The following is a 21,123-nucleotide window of genomic DNA, read 5'->3' as shown; positions in this document are numbered from 1 at the left end:
TTACCCTACCGCCGGGCTCATCATGCCTGTGGCTAGGAGTACCGCGACCAGGACACCCAGGGGAATGCGATAGGCGGCGAACCAGGCGAAGGAGTGATTCGACACAAACTTCAGCAGCCATGCAATAGAGATGTAGCCCAAGACGAAAGCAATGCCCGTTCCCACCGCCAGCTGCGCGCCGGTGGCCGCCTGTCCATCCTCGGGGTGGAACGCGTCCGGCAGGGAAAACAACCCCGAGGCCAGGACCGCGGGGATAGCCAGCAGGAAGCTAAAACGGGTGGCTACCTCGCGTTCGAGGTTGAGGAAAAGCCCGCCCGAGATCGTGCCACCGGAGCGCGACACACCGGGAATAAGCGCGAGGCACTGCCACGCGCCCATAATCAGAGCGTCTTTCATCGTGAGGTCTCTATACCCGCGCGACTTCGTGCCGCGGTGCTCCGCGAGGATGAACACGAGCGAAAAGACCACCAGCACGGTTGCTGTGATCCAGAGGTTGCGAAAGTTGTCTCGGATCAGGTCTTTGAGAAGGACACCGAGGAGCGCAACAGGAATGGTGCCGGCGATGACCATCCACCCCATTCGGTAGTCGTAGTCGCGCTTGTCTTTGTTGAACAACCCGGCGAACCATGCCACCGCGATCCTCCAAATGTCTTTTGCAAAGAACACGAGCACCGCTGCTTCCGTACCCAGTTGGATGACAGCTGTGAAGCTCGCACCCGCATCGTGACCCCAGAACGCCTGGGAAACGATACGGAGGTGCCCGGAGGAGGAAACTGGCAGAAATTCCGTTAGGCCCTGGACCACGGAGAGAACCAAAACCTGAACCCAGCTCATGGAATCCGCCAGAGGAGAAGCGTCAGTCATGGGTTCACACCCTACCCCCGGTTGGGGCGTTGCTAGTCTGGGCTAGTCTGGGCCGTTGTGAGGAAAGCAAATTTAATGGTCGCCGCCCTAATCCTCGGGGCGGTTGTGGCCGGGTGTCAGTCCACCCCCTCGGGTGAACCCAGCGACGCTGCCGAGTACATGGGCAACGCCTCCCCCGCCGCCTCGCCCGACGTCACGGTGGAACCTGCGGGAGAGGTCACTTCCTCCCCCGCGGTAACGTCGCTCGCAACCGACGGCGCATTGATCGCGGTTCGATCTGCCGGCACGCTCACGGTGGGAACGCTCGATGAGATCGTCTCCGGTGCAGGGCGCTCGTTCGCGCTGGATGACTCCTGTGGTGCTGTTTCCGCCTCCCCCGGCGTCTTCGCCGCGGGCTGTGGGGACACGATCCGGATGTTCACCCCCGGCGGGGAGACGGAGACTCCGGCGGAGGCAAACGCCACGGCGGTCGCGGTGACGTCGGCAGGCGACGTGCTTGCCGCAAGCGACGCGGATCGCACCGTGCACGTCTACCGCGATGGAAAGGTCGCGGACTCATTTACCGCGGCGAGGGAGACCGACCTTCTGGTAGCGGTGCCCCGCGGGGACGCTGGAGACTCGACAGATCAGGCGGTGCGCGTCAACCGCTTCGACACGACCGTCCAAAACCTCGACATCGCCAACGGGCGCCAAGGCGGGACGCTGCGCGCAGGGTTGGGCATTGGCACGATCGCGACGGGGCCGGGCGGACTCGTTCTCGCGTCGGACGCGACGGGGTCCCAGCTGCTGGTTTACCTCGTTGACAACGTGATTCGCCTGCAAATGAGCGCCCCCGTCGCCTCGAATCCCTGGGCTGTCGCGTGGGATGACGCTCACCGCCTCGCCTGGACGGCTTCGACGGCGCTGAACACGGCGGAGGGTTATGACCTCTCGAAGGGCGTCCCATCGCGCCGAGCGAGCTTTCCGACGGTCCGCGACGCGCAGTCCATGATCTCGCTGAACGACGGCACCCTCGTCCTGGCCTCGGCTGCCGGCGACGGAATACAAGTAGTTTCCCCCTCCACCATTGAAGGAGCACTCTCGTGAGGCTGTACGATTCCGCACTCAAGGCCATGTTTCTCCTTCCTCCAGAGCGCATCCACGGCATCGTCAGCGGGGGGTTGCGCGCCCTGCATACCCTCGGCCCCGTCAATGTCTCCATGGAGCGCGCGCTCCGGGTGCACGACCCGGTTCTAGAGCAGGACCTCTTCGGCGTGCACTTTCCCGCCCCGCTAGGTCTCGCGGCAGGTTTTGACAAAAACGCCCGCGCCCTGCGGGCGTGGGGCGCGGTGGGCTTCGGCTACGCCGAGATGGGCACGGTGACTCCACTTCCGCAGCCGGGCAACCCCGCGCCCCGGCTCTTTCGGCTTCCCCAGGACAAGGCCCTGCTGAACCGAATGGGTTTTAACAACGACGGCATCCTGAACGTCGCCAAGAACCTGCAAGCAAAGCGGGCCACCGACGTGGTCGGGATCAACATCGGGAAGAACAAGACGGCGGCCGACGCGGTGGCCGATTACCGATCCGGGGCCACCGTCCTCGGTCCCCTCGCCGATTACCTGGTAGTCAACGTCTCCTCCCCCAACACGCCCGGGTTGAGGGATCTGCAGGCCGTCGACGAGCTCCGCCCCATTCTGCGGGCCGTCACGGGCGCCACCGACGCCCCGGTCTTAGTAAAGATCGCGCCCGACCTCAGCGATGATGACATCGACGCCGTCGCCGATCTGGCGGTCGACCTCGGCCTCGCCGGCATCGTTGCGACCAACACGACAGTTTCGCGCGCCGGGCTGCGCACCAGCGCCTCCGACGTCGAGGCGATGGGACCCGGAGGGATTTCGGGAGAGCCGCTGAACGCTCGATCCCTAGAAGTGCTGCGGCGCCTGCACGGGCGGGTAGGAGACCAGCTCGTGCTCGTGAGTGTGGGCGGAATCTCAACACCAGAGCGCGCCTGGGCAAGGGTGAGTGCTGGGGCGAGCTTGCTGCAGGGTTACACCCCGTTTATCTACGGGGGCCTTGGGTGGGTCCGCGGCGTACACCAGGGACTCGCTCGGCAGGTCAGGGCGCACGGGTTGACGTCGATTAGCGATGCCGTGGGGAGCGGCCTCACATGGCGTTCCGACGCAGAATAAGCGCGCACACCGCCGCGACCACCGCCCACAAGATGAGCCAGAACGGCTCCGCGTAGAACAGGACCACCCGAGGCAGAAACGCCCCGCACGCGAGGAGCGCGACCGCGACCCCGAGGAGGCCAACCTGCCCCCGCGTACGCTCCTGCCCCTTGATGAAGGTCGCGTTGGCGCCAAAGATTGCGGCCGCGACTGCAATCACGGCCTCCCGCGCGGTGATGGCGACAATGTGCTCCCCGCGGAAGAACGCGAGCGCCGCGAGGAGAAGAAAGACGACGGCGAGGACCATGAAGGCCCCGCCGGCTCGAAGCTGAACTGGAATCATGCGTCAGTTGTTCTCGTACCAACCCCACAGGATCGCCCGACCCAGCGAGTGGAAGTAAAGGTTGAAGCCGAGGGCCGCGGGAGACGCGTCATCCGGGACGTCGAGCGTGTCAACGTCCACCGCGTGCACCGCCACGATGTACCGGTGAGGCCCGTGGCCCGCGGGCGGGTTCGCGCCGTAAAATGCCCGCTGTCCCGAGTCCCCCACCAGCGTGGTGGCGCCGACCCCGAGATCAGGTGTGGCGCCCGAGCCAGAGGGGAGCTCACTCACTGAGGCTGGGATGTTGAATGCGGCCCAGTGCCAGTATCCCGAAGCTGTGGGCGCGTCGGGGTCGAACAGGGTCACTGCGAGGGATTTCGTCCCCTCCGGCAGGCCCGACCACGCAAGCTGCGGGGAGGTTGCGGCCTCGCCGACGAGCTTCGGGCCCAGCTTGTCCCCGCTGCTTAGGTCGGTTGAGGTTAGCTCAAAGGCTGGGAGTTCCCGCAGCGGGGCATAAGGGTCCGGTCCGGGGAAGGCGTCCGAAGTGTAGTCGTAAGTAGTCATGCCCTCCGTTCTACCGAATCCTCCACCACTACGCAGGCAAAGTGCCCTCTGGCCTGGCGATTTTGTAAGGAGCGGCGCACCACCTTATAGTATTCCAAGTGCCCAGCCGAGAGGCTGAAACACTACCCGGCCCGGGTGGCGGAATGGCAGACGCGCTAGCTTGAGGTGCTAGTGTCCTATTAACGGACGTGGGGGTTCAAGTCCCCCCTCGGGCACAGTCTCCCGAGACACGGTTTCCACGGTGTCTCGGGTTTTTCTTTGCAATGGAAGGGCCGCCGGTGCAGAAATCCTCGATCTGGCGCGTCATCGCGCTCATTGTGGTCGGCGTCGCTTTTCTGGTGGCGTGGAGGTCCCTCGAGATCCCGTCGCTGTCCAGTCTCCGACAGTGGTCGGCGCACGCCGGTGAGTGGTTCCCGTTGCTGTTCTGGATGCTCTACGTCCTCGTGACCCAGTTCCCCGTCCCCCGGACCCTCCTGACGATTTCCGCGGGGGTCTTGTTTGGAGGGGTGTGGGGTGCGGTGCTTGCCATCACGGCGACTACCGCCTCAGCCGTCGTCTCCCTGCTCGTCGTGAGGGGGTTGCTGCGGGATTGGATCGCTCCCCGCCTCACACACCCGGCTGTCGAGCTGGTAAACCGCCACCTAGAGCAGCGGGGGTGGCTGGCGGTGGCGAGCCTGAGGATGATTGCGGTGGTTCCGTTCTCCATCATGAACTACACCGCGGCGCTCACCCGCGTTCCAGTGCTCCCCTTCGCCGCGGCAACCTTCGCGGGTTCGCTCCCCGGCACCGTCGGCACGGTCTTTTTCGGCGACACGCTCACCGGCACGGCGAACCCCGCGGTCGTAGCCCTCACGGTCATCCTCGCGCTATGCGGGATCGGGGGGCTCATCGCGGATGCCGCCTTGCCCACCCGCTCAGACACTCGAGCATCCGCCCGCGTGTCGAGTCAAGGCACAGGGGTAGACAACTAGACTCTCAGACGTGATAGCCGTTCATGCCCGCTACCGAGGTAGGGAGAGGCGCCGCGCGGAGTTGGTACGTCGCTCTGCCGGCGCGTTATCGACGCTGCCGGGTGTCGAGGACTTCGAGGTGTGCGGAGTTGAGGACATTCGCGCTGCCGTGTCCAGCCCCGAAGCTGTTCTCAACGTCATTATGGCCTTGCTTGCCGACGGCAACTGGGCCGTCGGCCTTGGCATCTCCGACACCAACGACGCCCTCCCCTTGGCGACGGCGGCTGCAGGCCACCGGGCGGGGGTGGTATCCGTCAAAGTGGAGGGACGCGGGGCCGGAACCGACGCCGAGGATATTGCAGCCGCCCTTGCCTTGCTTGGGCACCTTGTACACAAGCGCACCTTCGAAGGGCGGCAGGCCACCGCTCTCTTGCGGGGCGGGTATAACCAAAACGAGGCAGCCGAAGAGCTCGGCATCTCCAAACAAGCGATGAGCCAGCGCCTGCAGGCCGCCGGGTGGCGTGCGGAGCAGGCTGGGTGGAAACTGGTTCTTAACCTTATCGCTCGGGCTGCGGCGCCGTCGCCCGCTCAATAGTTGGCTGTGCGGTGGGGTCGGGGTCGTCGACGTGCTTGTTCGCCACCGCGCGCGCCTCGGCCAACGCTTTGGCCAGCTCAGGGTCAGTGGAGGTGTCGAACCACTCATCTGTGTCCTCCTGACCGACGAGATCCCGGGTGTCTTTGTCGACTCCGGAGGGCTCATAGCGGAACACACCGTCATCATCCTTCTTCGCCATGGCGCGTGCGAATTGCTCTAGCGAGTCGCCGAAAGCGGAGGGGATCATCCACATGGTCGCCGCCTTGTTCTCCGCAATCTTCGGCAGCTTCTCTAGGTACTGGTAAGACAACAGCTCGGGAGTCACCCCCGACGCCTTGATGGCGGCGTTGACCTTCTGGATAGCGCGCGCCTCGCCCTGCGCCTCAAGGAACTTGGCGGCCCGCTCGCCCTCTGCACGGAGAATCGTCGCCTGGCGCTCCGCTTCCGCGTTGAGAATCGCGGCGTGCTTTTCACCTTCCGCGGAGAGGATTCGTGCCTGCTTCTCACCCTCCGCCGTTTTGATGTCGGACTCGCGCTTTCCCTCAGCGGTGAGAATCATCGCCCGCTTCTCGCGGTCGGCCTTCATCTGCATTTCCATGGATTGCTGGATTGACGGCGGCGGATCGATCGCCTTGAGCTCCACTCGGCTAATTCGCAGCCCCCACTTCCCCGTCGCTGCGTCCAGTTCCCCGCGCAACCGACGATTGATTGTCTCTCGAGAGGTTAGGGTCTCTTCGAGCGTCATGCCACCCACGACGTCTCGCAGCGTGGCCACGGAGATTTGCTCCACGCCGACCAAGTAGTTATCGACGCCATAAATCGCCCTCGCAGGGTCGTTAATTTGGAATGTCACCACGGTGTCGATGGCGACGGTGAGGTTGTCCTGGGTGATCACGGCCTGAGGAGGGAAGGACACGACGCGCTCGCGGGTGTCCACTCGCGCGCGCACCCTGTCGATGAACGGCACGAGCAGCGTGACCCCACCCGAGACGGTGCGGGTGTAGCGCCCGAGACGTTCGACGACAGCGGCCTCCCCCTGCGGTATGAGCTTAATTGAGGTGAACAACACCGCCACGACAAGCGCGATGATTATGAGGGCGACGATAGGGCCCATCATCCTTCCTTCCAGACGACCGCGACGGGGCCGTCGATAGCTGACACGGTTACATGGCCACCCGCAGGGATCACGACGGCCGGGTCGAGCGAACGGGCTGACCAGATAGAACCCTCTAGGCGGATCTGACCGCCCGAGGGGGTGATGTCCTCGATCACCACAGCCGGTGACCCGACAAGAGCTCGTGGCGAGTCGTCGAAGGCAGCGGGCGCGAGAAACCGTCGGTGCAGGTATGGGCGCAGGAAGAACCAGAACGCTGCGGAGGAGACGGCAAAGACCGCGACCTCGGCCCACAGAGGTAAACCGAAGGCGGCGGCACCGGCGGTGGACAAGGCACCCGCGGCAATCATGAGGAACGTGAACTCCCCCGCCGCCAGCTCTAAAACGGCAAGAACAGCTGCTGAGATCAACCAGACGAGAGGGCCCACGGGACCACCCTACACGTCTTCTTTCCGCAGTTCAGGGTTTGTTAGGAAGTCAACGAGGCGCTCGACGGCTCCGATCAACGTGTGGTCTAGGTCTCGGAACGTTCGCACGGCACCGTATACGCGATTCCATCCTTCCTTTGTGTCAGACCACCCAAGGCGGGCGCACACCCCAGTCTTCCAGTCCTCCCCATAGGGGACCTCCGGCCAGCGGGCAATCCGCACACTCGATGGCTTCACCGCGGCCCAGATGTCAACGTACGGGTGGCCAGTCACGAGGACGTCGGGGCCAAGACTGCTGGTGAGGAGCGACTCCTTGGTCCCCTCCAGAAGGTGGTCGGCGAGCACCCCTACGCGACGGCCCGGGCCGGGCTGGAATTCGCGTAGGCGGTCCGGCAGGTTGTCTAGGCCCTCCAGGTACTCAACGACAACGCCTTCGACGCGCAGGTCGTGACCCCACACCTTTTCCACAATGGCCGCGTCATGAATTCCCTCGACCCACATGCGGCTCGGTTGCGCGACCCGCGCCCGAACGTCTTCCACGCGCCGTGACCCCGAATTGGACTTTCGGGGGGATGCGGGTGGCTGACCCGCGTGACGGGTGAGGGTGGAACGTGTGCCGTCGACAAGAAAAGCCCCGGGAAGCAGCTTGAAGAGTCGCTGGTTTCCGTAGCGGTCTTCGAGGCGTACAAACTCGCCGTCGTAGGTTCGTTCCGTATTGATCACTGCACCGACGAAGTTTCCGCCGTACACCTCTACGACGCGGCCCGGAACAGCTGGGACCTGAGGGTAAGCCGGTTTCTCACGGCGGCGGTGGCCGGAAAGGATGTCCCCCGAGTAACGATCGTCGTATGCCATAGTCGTGCCATTCTATCCGCTAAGATAGCCGCGGTGTATACGCGCGCTCAGGTCTATTCCCCCCTGCAAAACACCGCGGTGTGGCTCGCGGCGTGGCTCTACGGGGCCGAATCGACGGACGAGGTTTTAGATGCCCTCACCGACCTTGGAGGGGATCACTCGTTCGCAGGTGAGGGTGTTGCGCACCTGCTTCGCGACGTCCGCCGTGCCGCCGATCTCACGGCGCCCGGTGCGCTCCGGCTCATTTTGGCGGGGCCCGGCCAGGCTGCGGCGCTTCCTGCCGGTTCGGACGCCGCGGCGGCGTTGACTTCCGCCGGGTGCATCGCTATCAGGGGAACGGACGCGCTGAACCACATTCTCGTTCCTGCTTATGCCACCGACGGCGTCACCTGGCGCTGGTTCGTGGAGGAGGAGCGCCTTCCGGAGCCGTCATGGTTGAGCCCCGGGGAGGCCGACCGGCTGCTGGCGCGCGCGACCGAGGAAGCCGCGCTGCTCATTGAGTCCGGCGGAGGCGTGAGCACTCGCGTACCAAACGCTCGATTGACCGTCGGTACCCTAGCCGACTTTTACGACACACCAGGGCTTCCGCTCGACGTGAGCCCGCGTGCAGCCAAGCTCTTTGCGCGTGCGGACCGAGTGGCGGCCATCGTCGAAACAGTGGCCGACACGCTGGGTGATCATACTTATGACCCGCAGCTAAACGGGTTGTGGTCCTACATCCGCACGGCGCGGATGGTTGGGGTGACCGAGGCTGTTTTGTCCTACTGGAGGGCTCGGCAGGAGCGCTAGCTGGCGTTCGCGTGGGCAGGCCGGGACGCCGTGCAGCATTCCGGGCTGCACGGGGCGCCGTTGACGGTGCAGCCCTGGGCGGTAACCGTCGACAAGCTGGCTGGCTCCGCGCCCTGCGCGACATTTTCCGCTAAATCGACGACTAGTCCGGCGAACTCGTCCGTGAGGCCGACCGTAGCGAGGCGGTTGAGCGTCATCCCGCGTTCCTCAACGGCCTCGCGCAGCTCGGTATCGAGGTCCCAGATAACCTCCATGTGGTCGGTGATGAACCCGATGGGCACGCAGATGATGTGGCTGGCACCGGCATCACCGAGCTCCACAGCGCGGTCCACGACATCCGGCTCGAGCCACGGGGTAGCGGGATTGCCCGACCGCGATTGCCAGACGACCTCGTAATCGCTCACGCCGGCCTCGTCCGCGACTAAGCGAGCCGCCTCCGCCACCTGCCGCGAGTACAGCTGTGCATCCTCGGGCCCGCCGGAGGCGTTGTCGGCTGCAGTGGGGACGCTGTGAGCGCTGAATAACACTCTGGTACCTTCCCCGCCCTCTTTTTCCCACGCTTCACGCAGCTCATCAGCGTGCAGTTTGATGAACTCCGGGTGGCCGAAGAACTGCCAGAGCTTCGTGAACTCCAGCTCCGGCGCGTTCTCGCGCAGCCGTTGGATATCCTCGTCATACTGCCTGCACGCCGAGTACCCGCCCCAGGCGGAAGTGGCGAACACGAGAACCCGGTGATGCCCATCAGCGACGATCTTGGCGGCGGCGTCCTCCGCGAAGGGGTGCCAGTTGCGGTTGCCGAAGTACACCGGCAGGTCATGGCCCCGCCGGGCCAGCTCCTTTTCGACGTTCGCGATGATCGTGCGGTTCTGATCGTTGATCGGGCTGACCCCGCCGAAATGGAAATAGTGCTCTCCCACTTCCGCCAAACGCTCACGGGGAATGCCCCGGCCCCGCGTCACGTTTTCAAGAAATGGAATGACCTCGTCCTCCCCTTCGGGGCCGCCGAAGGAAAGGACGAGGAGCGCGTCGTAGTCGTATAGAGCCATGGCTCTCATGCTAGAGCAGGCGTACGGCCTTCGCGGACATTCCCGACCAACGGACGGGAGAAATCTGCACGTTTTGGCCGGCTTGGGGGGCCTCGATCATGCTGCCATTCCCCAGGTAGATGGCAACGTGCTGGCTGCCCTCCGGACCCCAGAAGAAGAGGTCTCCTCGTTTCGCTTCGCTGGGGTCAATCTGGGTGCCGCGGAGGTACTGGTAACCGGTGTAATGAGGCAAGGAGATGCCGGCCGCAGCGAACGCGTAGAGGACCAGCCCGGAGCAGTCGAACCCGAGCTGGTCGCCACCGTCAACGCCCGCGGTGGGGCCGCTCGCGTCTCCGCCACCCCACACGTAGGGGGTGCCGATCATCGACTCCGCGCGGGCGATCACCGTTTCGATGGACGCTCCGGAGGTGGCGGTGCTGACCTGTTTGCTCACGTCCTCGGCCGAATTAACCTTCGGGAGGATGTCAGCGACAGTGGTGGATCCCGATTCTTCTTTAGCGTCGGAAGCCTCAGAGGCCTCCAACGCCTCACCCGCGGAAAGGGCTGCGCTGAGGCTGGTGGAGAATGCGGCGATGAGTTTGCTCGTACTGTCCCCGTACGGGTTGTCCAGCTTGCCGTGATCGGCCTGGGTCGCGCCCACGTGCGCCGCGGCAGCGACGATTGACGACGCCTGCGCAACCGGGTCCGACGCTTCCTCGCTCGATTCATCGGCGACAGTCCGAGCGACAGCGATCGCGTTCGCAATTTGCTCGTCGCTTGGCTGCGGGACGTCCGGCGCAGCATCGGCCACCTGAGAACGGACCTGTTCCACGACATCTGCGGAGACAGATTCAGGCTGGATTGCCTTCTGCTGAGCGTAGTTTTCCCCGGCCCCCGCACCCGGAGTTTGCTCGCTCGTGGCCGCCTCGGGGCGAGCCTTAGCAAGAGCCTGTCGGGCGCTACGGAGGTCGTCTTCCGCCTGTGTGCGGTCGGCAAGTGCGGAATCGAGAGACGACTGACTGTCCTCGAGCGCGGTGCGCGCGTCCTGTTCGGCTTCAGACGCCTCGGAGGCTGTTCGCTCGGCCAGCTGGCTGGTTTGACGCGCGAGTGACTCGTCGTTCGCCGCCGCGGTTCGCGCACGCTCTACGTCAGCGAGGCGCTGTTGTTTTTCCGCCGTTTGTTGATCCAGGTACACAGACCGGTCGAGGAGATCTTCCTGCGCACTCCCCCCAGTCAACCCCGCCACACGGGAGGGGTTTCCCTGGTTGCGGTAAGTGCTGCGGGAAATCTCGGAAAGCGCCGCGCGCGCTTGAGAGACGGCGGCCTGTGCCTCGGTTAACTGGTCCTTGGCGTCGAGGGAGCCTCTGCGAGCCTGCTCGGCTCGCGACTGCGCATCGTCGAGATCGACGAGCGCCTTGTTGGCCGCCTCGCGCAAGGCGCCGAAGTTGCGGTTTAACTCGTCGATACGGCTCTGCGCTTCCGACACTGATGCGATGAGCCGGGTCACCGAGCTCTCCTGGCTGTCCTGGCCGTCCGGGGTAGCTTGCGCACGCGAGGGGGTCGGAGAAACCGTAGAAACGATAGATAGGCTGGCGGTGCACGCCACAACGCTGATCACGACGCGAGACCATCGCGTTCGCATGCCCGTGGAAGGGTTGCCCATAGAGGAGCTCCTCACACCGCGTATCAAGGTTTGAGGCTTGACATGCGGATCATCTGCTGACTACTGACACGGCCCCTCGGTGAAGGTGACCCATCCGCCGGGACGTGCTTCCCCGCAGGCCTGACGTAGCCCACCAATCGCGCCCGAGCTGACTAGGAACTAGCGCGAAAACAGGTGAGAAGGATGTGCTTACCTTCGACTCTGGAGCCGACGAAAGAACCATACGTCACTTATTTAATTCGTGTCTTAATCTTTACCGTTTTTCACGCGGATATCAGTTCGCCCCACGCTTCACGCGGGCGACACGCTGGGGAGAGGCGCGCCGGCGTGCCAGGTGTGAAATCTGTCACAGACGCCGATTCAGTCAAGAATGCGAGCTTGATATAACCCATGGGCGGTGCGTTTAAACGTCGAGAAGAAGGCGAGTACTACCACCACGGCGAGGAGCATGGAGAGGGGGACCCACGGGGTCGTTTCGTGGCGAGAGGCCTGCGCGAAGGCGGTCACGCTCGCTCCATATTCCTTCTCTTTGACCATTGCTACTTGGGCACGCTCGACTTGAGCTCGGGTGAGCTTGCTACTTACCGCCATGGCAACGTCGGGGGTCCGGACCACCACGGTGTCCAGCCCTGTCGCGCTCGAGAGGTCGTGTGCGATATCGCGCATGTCTGCGGGTTGTTCCGGGGTCGCCGCGAGGGCAACGAAACCGACAGATCCCAGTGAGGAGACGTCGGTGCTAGAGAGGGCACGCAGGACCGAGGCTTCGATTCCCGTATTTACTGGCGCAGTGTCGGCGAACGCCACTCCGTCTTCCTCTAGCTGGCTTTCCAATGACCCCATATCGACATCGGTGGGAATCATGGCTCTGCCTTTCTTATTGGGTCTGCGCGGGCTGCCCGGACCGCTCGAGTCCAGTTTCGTTCGAATGGGCAGTTTACGTCACGGGAATGGCAACGGGGTGGGTGACGCTCTACACCCAAAGGGGGGACAAGTAAGGCTTCCCTTAGCAGGCATCCTTGGTGGTGAAAAGGTCTTAAGCTGGAGTGAGAGCGAAATCACAGGCTGAACATAACGATCGTTACGTTAAGAATGCCGTCGGCCCCCGTTTCCTCCCATACACTTGGACAACGACCACCCGCTGGGTCCTCGCGCCCAGATTGGTTTAACGACGAGAAATGGAGCTCACTGTGGCTGATAGCAAGAACTCCTTCAATGCCAAGAAAACTCTCGAGGTTGGTGGCAAGTCTTACGACTACTTCGCCCTCGATGCAGTGGAAGGCATGGAGAAACTGCCCTACTCCCTGAAGGTTCTGGGCGAAAACCTCCTCCGCACGGAGGACGGCAAGAACGTCACCGAAGACCACATCCGTGCGATCGCCAACTGGGACCCCGACGCCGAGCCGTCCGTTGAGATCCAGTTCACGCCGGCCCGCGTCCTCATGCAGGACTTCACCGGTGTTCCCTGTGTCGTTGACTTGGCCACGATGCGTGAAGCCGTGTCCACTCTGGGTGGCAACCCGGATCAGGTGAACCCGCTCAACCCTGCGGAAATGGTCATCGACCACTCCGTCATTATCGAGGCGTTCGGGTCGACCGAGGCGCTGGATAAGAACGTTGAGATCGAGTACGAGCGCAACGAGGAGCGGTATCAGTTCCTTCGCTGGGGTGCGGAGAACTTCTCGAACTTCCGTGTCGTCCCCCCGGGAACGGGCATCGTTCACCAGGTCAACATTGAGTACCTGTCCCGCGTCGTGTTCGATAACGACGGGGTCGCATACCCGGACACCTGTATCGGCACCGACTCGCACACGACGATGGAAAACGGCCTGGGTATCCTCGGCTGGGGCGTCGGAGGTATCGAGGCTGAAGCGGCCATGCTGGGCCAGCCCGTTTCCATGCTGATCCCGCGCGTTGTCGGTTTCAAGCTGACCGGTGAGATCCCTGTTGGCGTCACGGCCACGGACGTTGTGCTCACCATCACCGAGATGCTCCGTCAGCATGGCGTGGTGCAGAAGTTCGTTGAGTTTTACGGCAACGGTGTGAAGCAGATTCCGCTTGCTAACCGCGCCACGATCGGCAACATGTCCCCCGAGTTCGGTTCCACCTGTGCGATCTTCCCGATCGACGAAGAGACCATCAACTACCTCCACCTCACCGGACGTGACCAAGAGACCCTCGATCGGGTCGAGGCTTACGCCAAAGCGCAGGGTATGTGGCTCGAGCAGGACGCCCCCGAGGCCAAGTACTCTGAGTACCTGGAGCTGGACCTGTCCACGGTCGTGCCGTCCATCGCCGGCCCGAAGCGCCCGCAGGACCGCATTCTGCTGAGCGAATCCAAGGCGACCTTCCGTGCGCAGCTGCCCGATTACAACGACGCCGGAGACCAGACCTTCGAACCGGTCCGCGCCCCCAAGACGGAGTCCGTTTCCTACAACGAGTCCTGGCCGGGCCACGGCGAGTCCGCTGCCGTGGGCGCTGAGGGCCGCGCTTCCAAGCCGGTTGTCATCGAGTCCCCGCAGGGCGGCGAGTACACAGTGGACCACGGCATGGTGGCAATCGCGGCCATCACGTCGTGCACGAACACGTCCAACCCCTCGGTGATGGTCGGCGCAGCGCTTCTCGCCCGCAAGGCAGCGGAGCGTGGCCTTCGCGCCAAGCCATGGGTGAAGACCATCATGGCGCCGGGCTCCCAGGTCGTCGACGGGTACTACGAGCGCGCCGACCTGTGGAAGGACCTCGAGGCTGTCGGCTTCTACCTCTCCGGTTTCGGCTGTGCATCCTGCATCGGAAACTCCGGCCCTCTGCCAACCGAGGTGTCAGAGGCCATCAACGAGTTCGATCTAACTGCTACCGCCGTCCTTTCCGGCAACCGCAACTTCGAGGGCCGCATCTCCCCCGACGTCAAGATGAACTACCTCGCCTCCCCGTTGCTGGTCATCGCTTACTCCATCGCCGGGACGATGGACTTCGATTTCGAGACCCAGGCGCTCGGCCAAGACCAGAACGGCAACGACGTCTTCCTCAAGGACGTGTGGCCGTCCGCCGAAGAGATCGAGAAGACGATCGCCGACACCATCTCCCGTGAGATGTACGAGGCCGATTACGCCGACGTCTTCAAGGGTGACGCCCAGTGGCAGGGTCTCGACATCCCCCAGGGCAAGACCTTCGACTGGAACGAAGACTCCACCTACATCCGGAAGGCGCCGTACTTCGACGGCATGCCGACGGAGCCGGAAGCTGTGGAAGACATCTCGGGCGCCCGGGTCCTGGCAAAGCTGGGCGACTCGGTGACCACCGACCACATCTCCCCTGCTTCGTCCATCAAACCGGGCACGCCGGCCGCGAACTACCTCGACGAGCACGGTGTCGCGCGTCAGGACTACAACTCCTTTGGTTCGCGCCGCGGAAACCACGAGGTCATGGTGCGAGGCACCTTCGCCAACATCCGTCTGCGCAACCAGCTCGTGGACGAAGCCGGCGGGTACACCCGCGACTTCACCCAGGAGGGTGCGCCGCAGGCCTTTATCTACGACGCCGCGCAAAACTACGAAGCGGCCGGTATCCCGCTGGTCGTCCTCGCTGGTAAGGAGTACGGCACCGGTTCCTCCCGCGACTGGGCCGCTAAAGGGACGAACTTGCTTGGCGTGCGCGCCGTGATCACGGAGTCCTTCGAGCGCATTCACCGTTCGAACCTGATCGGAATGGGTGTGCTCCCCCTCCAGTTCCCGGCTGGGGAGTCCCACGAGTCGCTGGGTCTCGACGGCACCGAGACCTTTGACATCACGGGCATCACCGCATTCAACGACGGGGAGACTATCCCGTCGACAGTCAAGGTCACGGCGACCAAGGACAGCGGCGAGACGGTGGAGTTCGACGCCGTCGTCCGCGTGGATACACCGGGTGAAGCTGAGTACTACCGCCACGGCGGCATTCTGCAGTACGTGCTGCGTCAGATGGTGAAGAGCTAACTCGCCAGCATGAACGGAGGGGTCATTCGGTTTCGGCCGGACGGCCCCTTCACCCTTTTTCTTCCCGTATCACTCCCCGAGGTGTGCCATGCCCATCGTCTCCGCCAGCGAGTTAAGCCGCCGACGCCAAGAAATTATCGACGCCGCACGTACCTGCTTCGCCCGCTACGGGTACGAGGGGGCGACCGTCACCCGATTGGAAAAAGCGACCGGCAAAACACGGGGCGCCATCTTCCACCATTTCGGCGACAAGGAGGCGCTATTCCTCGCGATCGCGAGCGAGGATGCGGCCCGGCAAGCCGAGGTCGTGGCCGAAAACGGCCTGATTGAGGTGATGCGACATCTGCTGACGAACCCGGAACAGAACGAGTGGTACGCTACCCGGGCAGAAATTCTCCGTCGATTGCGGACAGACGAGGATTTCGAGGCGCGGTGGCGCAGCCACCAAGAGGTCTTGGAAAACGCCGTCCACGCGCGCTTAGAACGTAACTCGGTGATGCGCGAGGACGTCTCCTTGGACCTGCTGCAGACCTATCTTTCGACAGTGATGGACGGGCTGATTTCGCGGATGGCGGCCGGGGAGCCCGTCGATAAACTTGAGCGCATGCTTGACTTCGTGGAACAGTCGGTGCGCCGACCCGATGCGGAACTATAGACCGAGCGGTATAGAATACCGTTCATGCCCTCGTTTCTCCTGATTTCGCTTCGAAACGGGGAGATCGGACCAGCCGTAGCGGCCGCCGAGCTCCACGACGTCTTAGAATCCACGGGTCTGGGCGCAGCAGATGTGGAGATGCGTGTCATCGCCAGCGTCAACGACACGGTGGGCCCCCTCGACGGGTTTGCGGGTGTGATTGTGGGGGGCAGTTCGCTTAATATCACCTCCCCGAGTTACTCGCCCTGGCAGTTGCACATTCACGCCCAGCTTTCTCAGGTCCTCTCTAGCGGCGTTCCCACGTTTTTTGTCTGCTTTGGAATCAGCTGGCTTGTCGACAATCTGGGAGGAACCGTCAGCCATTCCGCCCCCGAGGTGTCTGGCCCCACGGTCGTTAATCTCACCCCGGCCGGCCGCGAAGACCCGCTCCTCGACGGGTTCCCCACCACGTTTCAGGCGTTCACGGGCCACACCGAGAATCCCGAGGTCCTACCATCGCCCCTCGAGATCCTGGCGACGGGTCCAACGTGCCCCACGCAGATTGTCCGGTACGGGAGCAACGTATGGGCGACCCAGTTTCACGCCGAGATGGACGCTACGGCGATGAAGAGGAGGATGGACTTCTACTACGACTACGGGTACTTCCCCCTGACGGAGTACGACACGATCGTCTCCGCACTCCCGCAGATCGACGTCCACTGGGCTAACACCCTGCTTCGCCGCTTCACCGAGTTTTGCCGCTAGAGGTCTGAGACGCTCCCCGCCCCTCCGACGAACTCGAGTGGATTCGGCAGGCCATCCCACGACGCGCGCCCGACCACCTCCGCGATGACCTGCGCAACGAGCTCCCGCGGCGTGTCGCGCCGGGAACTGTTTCGGTAAAACTCGATCCCCGTCGACGGTTTATCGGTCAAGGCGCCGGGTCCGAGGATGATATGCGTTAGCTGCGACGCGGACAATCGCTTGTCGACGGCTTTCTTGCTCTCCACATACGCGTACCACGAACTGCCGTCGTCCTCCGCGGTCGCGTGCATCGCCCCTGCGTAGGACACCATGACCAGCCGCGGCGCCTGATCGCCCAGCTGCTCCAAAGCGTCAACCACCGTCATCGCGGCATCACGGTCGACCGCGAAGGTGCGCGCCGCGTCTCCCCCACCGGCGCCCGCCGACCAGACAACGGTCTCGAAACTGGGGAGGAGCTCGACCCACTCGGAGACAGTGGTTGCCGTTAGGTCACGAAGCAGAGGGGACGCCCCGGCGTCGATAAGCGGCTGCTCGTGCCTGGGGTCTCGAACGAGCCCAGTAACCCGATGGCCTTGTTCTACTAGTAGGGGCACGGCGAGCGCGCTAACTCTGCCGCCCGCACCGAGGACGAGGATGCGCGAGTCGCGGTTCATGGGCTCCACCGTAGCGGCGCGGGATAAACTTCTGCCACATGCACGCAATTATTACGACTACGGGCGCGGACCGCGTCGGCATCATCGCCGGCGTTGCGGGAGCGGCAGCGGAAAATGGGCTCAACATCCTCGACCTGTCGCAGACAATCATGGATGACTACTTCACCATGGTCATGCGAGTGGAAACCACCAAGGACGGTGCCGACGGCCCCGACGTCTCCACGCTCCAAGAACGCTTCGATGAGGTGGGAGCGCGCCTGGGAGTTATCGTCCGCATCCAGTCCGAGGCACTGTTCACTGCCATGAACGAGGTTTAGCGTATGGCCGTCGATTTCGACTTCAAGTCCAGTCACATCCTCGATGTCATCCACATGATCGAGGACTATCGCCTAGACATCCGAACGGTAACGATGGGCATCTCCCTTATCGGGTGCACCCGCAGCTCGATGGAAGAGACGTGTCGTGCCGTCTACGACGTGGTGAGTACCCGCGCGGCCAGACTGGTCGAGGTGTGCGAGGGTATCGAGCGTGAGCTGGGCATACCGATCGTGAACAAGCGGATCTCGGTTTCGCCCATCAGCCTGGTGGCGGCAGGTGTCGACGGTAACCCCGTCGACCTAGCACGCACCCTCGACCGCGCTGCCCGCGAGCTCGGTGTCAACTTTGTGGGAGGGTACTCGGCGCTCGTCGAAAAGGGAGCGACTGCCTCGGATATGCGTCTCATCCGCTCCATCCCGGAAGCCCTCAGCGACACCGAGGCCGTGTGCGGTTCCGTCAACGTCGCGACGTCACGGGCGGGGATCAACATGGACGCGGTGCGCACCATGGGTGAGGTGATCAAGGAGGCCGCCGAGCTCACCAAAGACCGCTCCTCCATTGCGTGCGCGAAGCTCGTCGTCTTCGCCAATGCGGTCGGAGACAACCCGTTCATGGCCGGGGCGTTTCACGGGATCGAGGAGCCGGACACCGTCGTATCCGTGGGTGTATCCGGGCCCGGCGTCGTCGACCACGCGATCGGATCCCTCGAGGGCGCCAGCCTGAATGAGGTTGCGGAAGAAATCAAGAAGGCAGCGTTCAAGATCACGCGGGCGGGCCAGCTGGTGGGCACGATGGCGTCGGAAAGACTCGGCGTCCCCTTTGGCATCGTGGACCTCTCTCTGGCTCCCACCGCCGAGGTTGGGGACTCCGTGGCCCACATCCTGGAGCGCATGGGTCTAGACCAAGTGGGCACCCATGGGACGACCGCGGCCCTCGCGCTGCTCAATGACGCCGTGAAGAAGGGCGGCATGATGGCGTGTTCGCGCGTGGGCGGTTTGTCAGGTTCCTTTATCCCCGTGTCGGAGGATCAGGGGATGATCGACGCCGTGCGGGCTGGTTCCATTTCCATGGACAAGCTTGAGGCGATGACCTCGATCTGCTCGGTTGGCTTCGACATGATTGCGATCCCCGGAGACACATCAGCTGAGCTCATCGCCGGCATGATTGCCGACGAGGCCGCGATCGGCGTGATGAACCACAAGACCACCGCCGCGCGCCTCATCCCCGTACCCGACACCGCTCCAGGCGACGAGGTCAACTTCGGCGGCCTGCTAGGGTACGCGCCGGTCATCCCGGTCAGTCAGGTGGGCAATGCGACGTTCATTCAACGCGGGGGGTTCATCCCCGCCCCGGTTCACGGTTTCCGAAACTGATTCGAACACGCATGCTCGTTTCACGACGGTGGGGCCACCACCGTACCCTTGAACCTCATGAGTCCCAGCCGGCGACGACACCTTCACCAACCAGCTGATGGCGAACTTTGCGCAGCGGTACCGGCAGTTCTAACTCGGCCGGTCCGTCTGGAGCCCGTCGACAACCCGTTTCGCGGCACTGAGGGACAGGCCGGTTTCCTCCCGCAATCGCTTGATCGCCGCGATGGGTTTCCCCTCCTCGACGAGATCGCGCACGGCCTGCGAAACCAGCGGTTTCCCGGGCGGGACCTCGATCCCGGCCCGTGCGGCGAGATCGACAACTGTGCTTTCCAGGTGCGCGATCCGGATGACTAAGTCGTCAAGTACCTGCTTGTCCCGGTTCCAGCAGAACATGGCACTGAAGCTATCACAGGTTCCTAAGCCAGCTCGACGATCTCCATGTACTCGTCGCTCCACATGTCCTCGTCGCCTTCGGGCATGATGATGACGCGCTGCGGCTCCAGCGCGCGCACCGCGCCTGGGTCGTGGGTGACCAGGACAACTGCGCCCGTGTACGTCTTGAGCGCGTCGAGCACCTGCTCGCGGGACTGCGGGTCCAGGTTGTTCGTGGGCTCGTCGAGAAGTAACACGTTCGCCCGCGAGGAAACCAGCGTGGCCAGCGCCAAACGGGTCTTCTCACCGCCTGACAGCGTCCCGGCTGGTTGATCCAACTTGTCCCCGGAGAACATGAATGCCCCGAGCAGGCCACGCAGGTCCTGCTGCCCGGCGTCCGGACAGGCGGCAATCGTGTTTTCCCACACAGACCGTGTGCCGTCGATCGTGTCGTGCTCCTGAGCGAAGTAACCGATCTTCAGACCGTGGCCGGTGACCAGCCCACCTTCGCCGTCGGTTCGTTCTACCCCGGCGAGCAGCTTCAGCAACGTCGTTTTGCCGGCGCCGTTGGTTCCCAGCACCACTACTCGTGAACCTTTGTCGATGGCAAGGTCAACGCCCGCAAACACCTCCAGGGAGCCGTACATCTTGGTCAGGCCCTTGCCGTAGAGGGGAGTTTTGCCACAGGGCGCGGGCTCGGGGAAAGAGATGGTGGCGACCTTGTCGGCAACGCGGATGTCGTCAAGCTCGTTCATCAACCGATCGGCGCGGGCGAGCATCTGCTTGGCTGCCGCCGCCTTCGTCGCCTTCGCCCCCAGCTTCGCCGCCTGCTTCTGCAGCGCTGAGGCCTTCTTCTCCGCGTTAGCACGCTCGCGCCGCCGTCGCGCTTCGTCGAGGGCGCGGGCATCCTTGTACTTGGCAAAACCCATGTTGTACACATCGGCCTCGGCCCGCACTGCGTCGAGGAACCACACCTTATTGCACACCTCGTCGAGAAGGTCGACGTCGTGGGAGATCATGATCAACCCACCTTCGTGTTTGGACAGGAAGGCGCGCAGCCAGTTGATTGAATCGGCGTCGAGGTGGTTCGTGGGCTCGTCGAGAAGAAGCGTCGTCGTCGACTTGCCCGAGCCATTGTTGGCGGCAAATAGGATCTGGGCGAGCTCGACGCGGCGGCGCTGCCCGCCCGAGAGCGTTTTCAGCGGCTGGTCGAGGATGCGCTCGGGCAGCCCCAGGTTGTCGCAGATCTGCGCCGCCTCGGCGTCGGCCTCGTACCCACCCAGCGCCTGGAAGCGCTCCTCCAGCTTGGAGTATTTGGCGATCGCGCGGTCGCGCTGCGCGCCCTCCGCGGTTTCCATGATCGCCTGTTGCTTGTCCATGCCGCGGCGGATCTCGTCGAGGCCGCGTGCGGACAGCACCCTGTTGCGCGCGGACTGCTCGATGTCACCCTCCTTCGAGTCCTGGGGAAGATACCCGATCTCTCCGGAGCGGATCACCGAACCACCGTAGGGTTCGGTGGCGCCGGCGAGGATGCGCATGGTGGTGGTCTTGCCGGCGCCGTTTCGCCCGACCAGGCCGATGCGGTCCCCCGCCTGGACGCGGAGGTGCTGCCCCGGAGCGGTGAGCAGGGTGCGGGCGCCGACGCGAACCTCGAGGTCTTGGGTGACAATCACGGGGAATTACTGTATCAACCGAACGCAGATCCCCCGCATCGTCTCGTCGCA

The 21,123-nt window shown here is 63.7% G+C and carries 22 protein-coding genes and 1 tRNA gene; 11 read left to right on the top strand and 12 right to left on the bottom strand.

What is annotated here, in order from left to right:
* Positions 1-864 carry an undecaprenyl-diphosphate phosphatase gene (locus CAPI_RS05540; RefSeq protein ID WP_018017051.1) on the bottom strand — a complete coding sequence of 288 codons (864 nt, stop codon included), beginning with the start codon at positions 862-864 and terminating at the stop codon, positions 1-3.
* A gap of 57 nt (positions 865-921) precedes the next feature.
* On the opposite strand from CAPI_RS05540, the gene CAPI_RS05535 reads away from it, so the two are divergent.
* Both CAPI_RS05535 and CAPI_RS05530 read left to right on the top strand, forming a co-directional pair.
* On the top strand, positions 922-1,950 hold the full coding sequence (locus CAPI_RS05535) for a YncE family protein (RefSeq protein WP_040356557.1): 1,029 nt from the start codon (positions 922-924) through the stop codon (positions 1,948-1,950).
* A 26-nt stretch (positions 1,951-1,976) separates the two neighbouring features.
* The gene (locus CAPI_RS05530; RefSeq protein WP_435869251.1) at positions 1,977-3,032 is read left to right on the top strand and encodes a quinone-dependent dihydroorotate dehydrogenase; all 1,056 of its coding nucleotides are present in this window, start codon (positions 1,977-1,979) and stop codon (positions 3,030-3,032) included.
* Here the strand turns inward: CAPI_RS05530 and CAPI_RS05525 are convergent.
* Complete coding sequence (locus CAPI_RS05525) at positions 3,007-3,354, bottom strand: hypothetical protein (protein ID WP_018017048.1); 348 nt, start codon at positions 3,352-3,354, stop codon at positions 3,007-3,009. The genes CAPI_RS05530 and CAPI_RS05525 overlap by 26 nt on opposite strands.
* A gap of 3 nt (positions 3,355-3,357) precedes the next feature.
* The gene (locus CAPI_RS05520; protein WP_018017047.1) at positions 3,358-3,897 is read right to left on the bottom strand and encodes a YbhB/YbcL family Raf kinase inhibitor-like protein; all 540 of its coding nucleotides are present in this window, start codon (positions 3,895-3,897) and stop codon (positions 3,358-3,360) included.
* Positions 3,898-4,026: 129 nt separating this feature from the next.
* On the opposite strand from CAPI_RS05520, the gene CAPI_RS05515 reads away from it, so the two are divergent.
* From CAPI_RS05515 to CAPI_RS05505, 3 genes are all read left to right on the top strand, one after another.
* A tRNA-Leu gene (locus CAPI_RS05515) sits at positions 4,027-4,112 on the top strand.
* A 63-nt stretch (positions 4,113-4,175) separates the two neighbouring features.
* On the top strand, positions 4,176-4,868 hold the full coding sequence (locus CAPI_RS05510; protein ID WP_018017046.1) for a TVP38/TMEM64 family protein: 693 nt from the start codon (positions 4,176-4,178) through the stop codon (positions 4,866-4,868).
* Positions 4,869-4,878: 10 nt separating this feature from the next.
* Complete coding sequence (locus CAPI_RS05505; RefSeq protein WP_026157050.1) at positions 4,879-5,442, top strand: hypothetical protein; 564 nt, start codon at positions 4,879-4,881, stop codon at positions 5,440-5,442.
* Here CAPI_RS05505 and CAPI_RS05500 read toward each other — a convergent pair.
* The 3 genes from CAPI_RS05500 to CAPI_RS05490 are packed head-to-tail and all read right to left on the bottom strand — an operon-like array spanning position 5,405 to position 7,839.
* On the bottom strand, positions 5,405-6,556 hold the full coding sequence (locus CAPI_RS05500) for an SPFH domain-containing protein (protein ID WP_018017044.1): 1,152 nt from the start codon (positions 6,554-6,556) through the stop codon (positions 5,405-5,407). The two genes, CAPI_RS05505 and CAPI_RS05500, sit on opposite strands and share 38 nt — an antisense overlap.
* Positions 6,556-6,984: an NfeD family protein gene (locus CAPI_RS05495; RefSeq protein WP_018017043.1), complete on the bottom strand. Its 429-nt coding sequence runs from the start codon at positions 6,982-6,984 to the stop codon at positions 6,556-6,558. Before CAPI_RS05495 ends, CAPI_RS05500 begins: the two co-directional genes overlap by 1 nt.
* Before the next feature lie 9 nt (positions 6,985-6,993).
* On the bottom strand, positions 6,994-7,839 hold the full coding sequence (locus tag CAPI_RS05490; RefSeq protein ID WP_018017042.1) for a DUF3097 domain-containing protein: 846 nt from the start codon (positions 7,837-7,839) through the stop codon (positions 6,994-6,996).
* 33 nt (positions 7,840-7,872) lie between these two features.
* Here CAPI_RS05490 and CAPI_RS05485 point away from each other — a divergent pair, with 33 nt between their 5' ends.
* Entirely contained in the window at positions 7,873-8,628 is a 756-nt protein-coding gene (locus CAPI_RS05485) for an Rv1486c family protein (protein WP_018017041.1), read from the top strand.
* Here the strand turns inward: CAPI_RS05485 and CAPI_RS05480 are convergent.
* From CAPI_RS05480 to CAPI_RS05470, 3 genes are all read right to left on the bottom strand, one after another.
* The gene (locus CAPI_RS05480) at positions 8,625-9,674 is read right to left on the bottom strand and encodes a ferrochelatase (RefSeq protein ID WP_018017040.1); all 1,050 of its coding nucleotides are present in this window, start codon (positions 9,672-9,674) and stop codon (positions 8,625-8,627) included. The genes CAPI_RS05485 and CAPI_RS05480 overlap by 4 nt on opposite strands.
* Before the next feature lie 10 nt (positions 9,675-9,684).
* Positions 9,685-11,316 carry a DIP1281 family NlpC/P60 protein gene (locus tag CAPI_RS05475; RefSeq protein ID WP_018017039.1) on the bottom strand — a complete coding sequence of 544 codons (1,632 nt, stop codon included), beginning with the start codon at positions 11,314-11,316 and terminating at the stop codon, positions 9,685-9,687.
* Positions 11,317-11,676: 360 nt separating this feature from the next.
* Positions 11,677-12,177 (bottom strand): Rv1476 family membrane protein, encoded by a 501-nt coding sequence (locus CAPI_RS05470; protein ID WP_018017038.1) that lies wholly within the window; start codon positions 12,175-12,177, stop codon positions 11,677-11,679.
* A gap of 326 nt (positions 12,178-12,503) precedes the next feature.
* Between CAPI_RS05470 and acnA the strand changes: the two genes are divergently transcribed.
* From acnA to CAPI_RS05455, 3 genes are all read left to right on the top strand, one after another.
* Entirely contained in the window at positions 12,504-15,284 is a 2,781-nt protein-coding gene (acnA, locus tag CAPI_RS05465) for an aconitate hydratase AcnA (protein WP_211205596.1), read from the top strand.
* Between the two features lie 88 nt (positions 15,285-15,372).
* Positions 15,373-15,939 carry a TetR/AcrR family transcriptional regulator gene (locus tag CAPI_RS05460; protein WP_018017036.1) on the top strand — a complete coding sequence of 189 codons (567 nt, stop codon included), beginning with the start codon at positions 15,373-15,375 and terminating at the stop codon, positions 15,937-15,939.
* A gap of 24 nt (positions 15,940-15,963) precedes the next feature.
* A complete protein-coding gene (locus CAPI_RS05455; RefSeq protein ID WP_018017035.1) occupies positions 15,964-16,683 on the top strand; it encodes a glutamine amidotransferase-related protein in 720 nt (239 codons plus the stop codon).
* Here CAPI_RS05455 and CAPI_RS05450 read toward each other — a convergent pair.
* Positions 16,680-17,336: an NAD(P)H-binding protein gene (locus tag CAPI_RS05450; RefSeq protein ID WP_018017034.1), complete on the bottom strand. Its 657-nt coding sequence runs from the start codon at positions 17,334-17,336 to the stop codon at positions 16,680-16,682. The two genes, CAPI_RS05455 and CAPI_RS05450, sit on opposite strands and share 4 nt — an antisense overlap.
* Positions 17,337-17,374: 38 nt before the next feature.
* Between CAPI_RS05450 and CAPI_RS05445 the strand changes: the two genes are divergently transcribed.
* Together CAPI_RS05445 and CAPI_RS05440 are read left to right on the top strand one after the other, a co-directional pair.
* The gene (locus tag CAPI_RS05445; protein ID WP_018017033.1) at positions 17,375-17,653 is read left to right on the top strand and encodes an ACT domain-containing protein; all 279 of its coding nucleotides are present in this window, start codon (positions 17,375-17,377) and stop codon (positions 17,651-17,653) included.
* A gap of 3 nt (positions 17,654-17,656) precedes the next feature.
* Positions 17,657-19,027, top strand: a complete 1,371-nt coding sequence (locus tag CAPI_RS05440) for a PFL family protein (protein ID WP_018017032.1) — start codon at positions 17,657-17,659, stop codon at positions 19,025-19,027.
* Between the two features lie 129 nt (positions 19,028-19,156).
* Here the strand turns inward: CAPI_RS05440 and CAPI_RS05435 are convergent, their stop codons facing one another.
* Together CAPI_RS05435 and CAPI_RS05430 are read right to left on the bottom strand one after the other, a co-directional pair.
* Positions 19,157-19,420, bottom strand: coding sequence for a hypothetical protein (locus CAPI_RS05435; RefSeq protein ID WP_018017031.1), 264 nt, complete (start codon positions 19,418-19,420; stop codon positions 19,157-19,159).
* 23 nt (positions 19,421-19,443) lie between these two features.
* On the bottom strand, positions 19,444-21,072 hold the full coding sequence (locus CAPI_RS05430) for an ABC-F family ATP-binding cassette domain-containing protein (protein ID WP_018017030.1): 1,629 nt from the start codon (positions 21,070-21,072) through the stop codon (positions 19,444-19,446).
* Between the last annotated feature and the right edge of the window lie 51 nt (positions 21,073-21,123).

Origin of the sequence: Corynebacterium capitovis DSM 44611 (genome assembly GCF_030440535.1) — a bacterium.
Classification (GTDB): Bacteria; Actinomycetota; Actinomycetes; order Mycobacteriales; family Mycobacteriaceae; genus Corynebacterium; species Corynebacterium capitovis.
The sequence above is the reverse complement of the archived record's forward strand: the minus strand, read 5'-3'. Positions and strand labels throughout refer to the sequence as shown.

Coding starts and splice junctions, on each gene's coding strand:
- CAPI_RS05540 (WP_018017051.1), bottom strand. CDS start 864: ATGACTGACGCTTCTCCTCTGGCGGATTCCATGAGCTGGGTTCAGGTT.
- CAPI_RS05530 (WP_435869251.1), top strand. CDS start 1,977: ATGTTTCTCCTTCCTCCAGAGCGCATCCACGGCATCGTCAGCGGGGGG.
- CAPI_RS05525 (WP_018017048.1), bottom strand. CDS start 3,354: ATGATTCCAGTTCAGCTTCGAGCCGGCGGGGCCTTCATGGTCCTCGCC.
- CAPI_RS05520 (WP_018017047.1), bottom strand. CDS start 3,897: ATGACTACTTACGACTACACTTCGGACGCCTTCCCCGGACCGGACCCT.
- CAPI_RS05500 (WP_018017044.1), bottom strand. CDS start 6,556: ATGGGCCCTATCGTCGCCCTCATAATCATCGCGCTTGTCGTGGCGGTG.
- CAPI_RS05490 (WP_018017042.1), bottom strand. CDS start 7,839: ATGGCATACGACGATCGTTACTCGGGGGACATCCTTTCCGGCCACCGC.
- CAPI_RS05480 (WP_018017040.1), bottom strand. CDS start 9,674: ATGGCTCTATACGACTACGACGCGCTCCTCGTCCTTTCCTTCGGCGGC.
- CAPI_RS05475 (WP_018017039.1), bottom strand. CDS start 11,316: ATGGGCAACCCTTCCACGGGCATGCGAACGCGATGGTCTCGCGTCGTG.
- CAPI_RS05470 (WP_018017038.1), bottom strand. CDS start 12,177: ATGATTCCCACCGATGTCGATATGGGGTCATTGGAAAGCCAGCTAGAG.
- CAPI_RS05460 (WP_018017036.1), top strand. CDS start 15,373: ATGCCCATCGTCTCCGCCAGCGAGTTAAGCCGCCGACGCCAAGAAATT.
- CAPI_RS05455 (WP_018017035.1), top strand. CDS start 15,964: ATGCCCTCGTTTCTCCTGATTTCGCTTCGAAACGGGGAGATCGGACCA.
- CAPI_RS05450 (WP_018017034.1), bottom strand. CDS start 17,336: ATGAACCGCGACTCGCGCATCCTCGTCCTCGGTGCGGGCGGCAGAGTT.
- CAPI_RS05445 (WP_018017033.1), top strand. CDS start 17,375: ATGCACGCAATTATTACGACTACGGGCGCGGACCGCGTCGGCATCATC.
- CAPI_RS05440 (WP_018017032.1), top strand. CDS start 17,657: ATGGCCGTCGATTTCGACTTCAAGTCCAGTCACATCCTCGATGTCATC.
- CAPI_RS05435 (WP_018017031.1), bottom strand. CDS start 19,420: ATGTTCTGCTGGAACCGGGACAAGCAGGTACTTGACGACTTAGTCATC.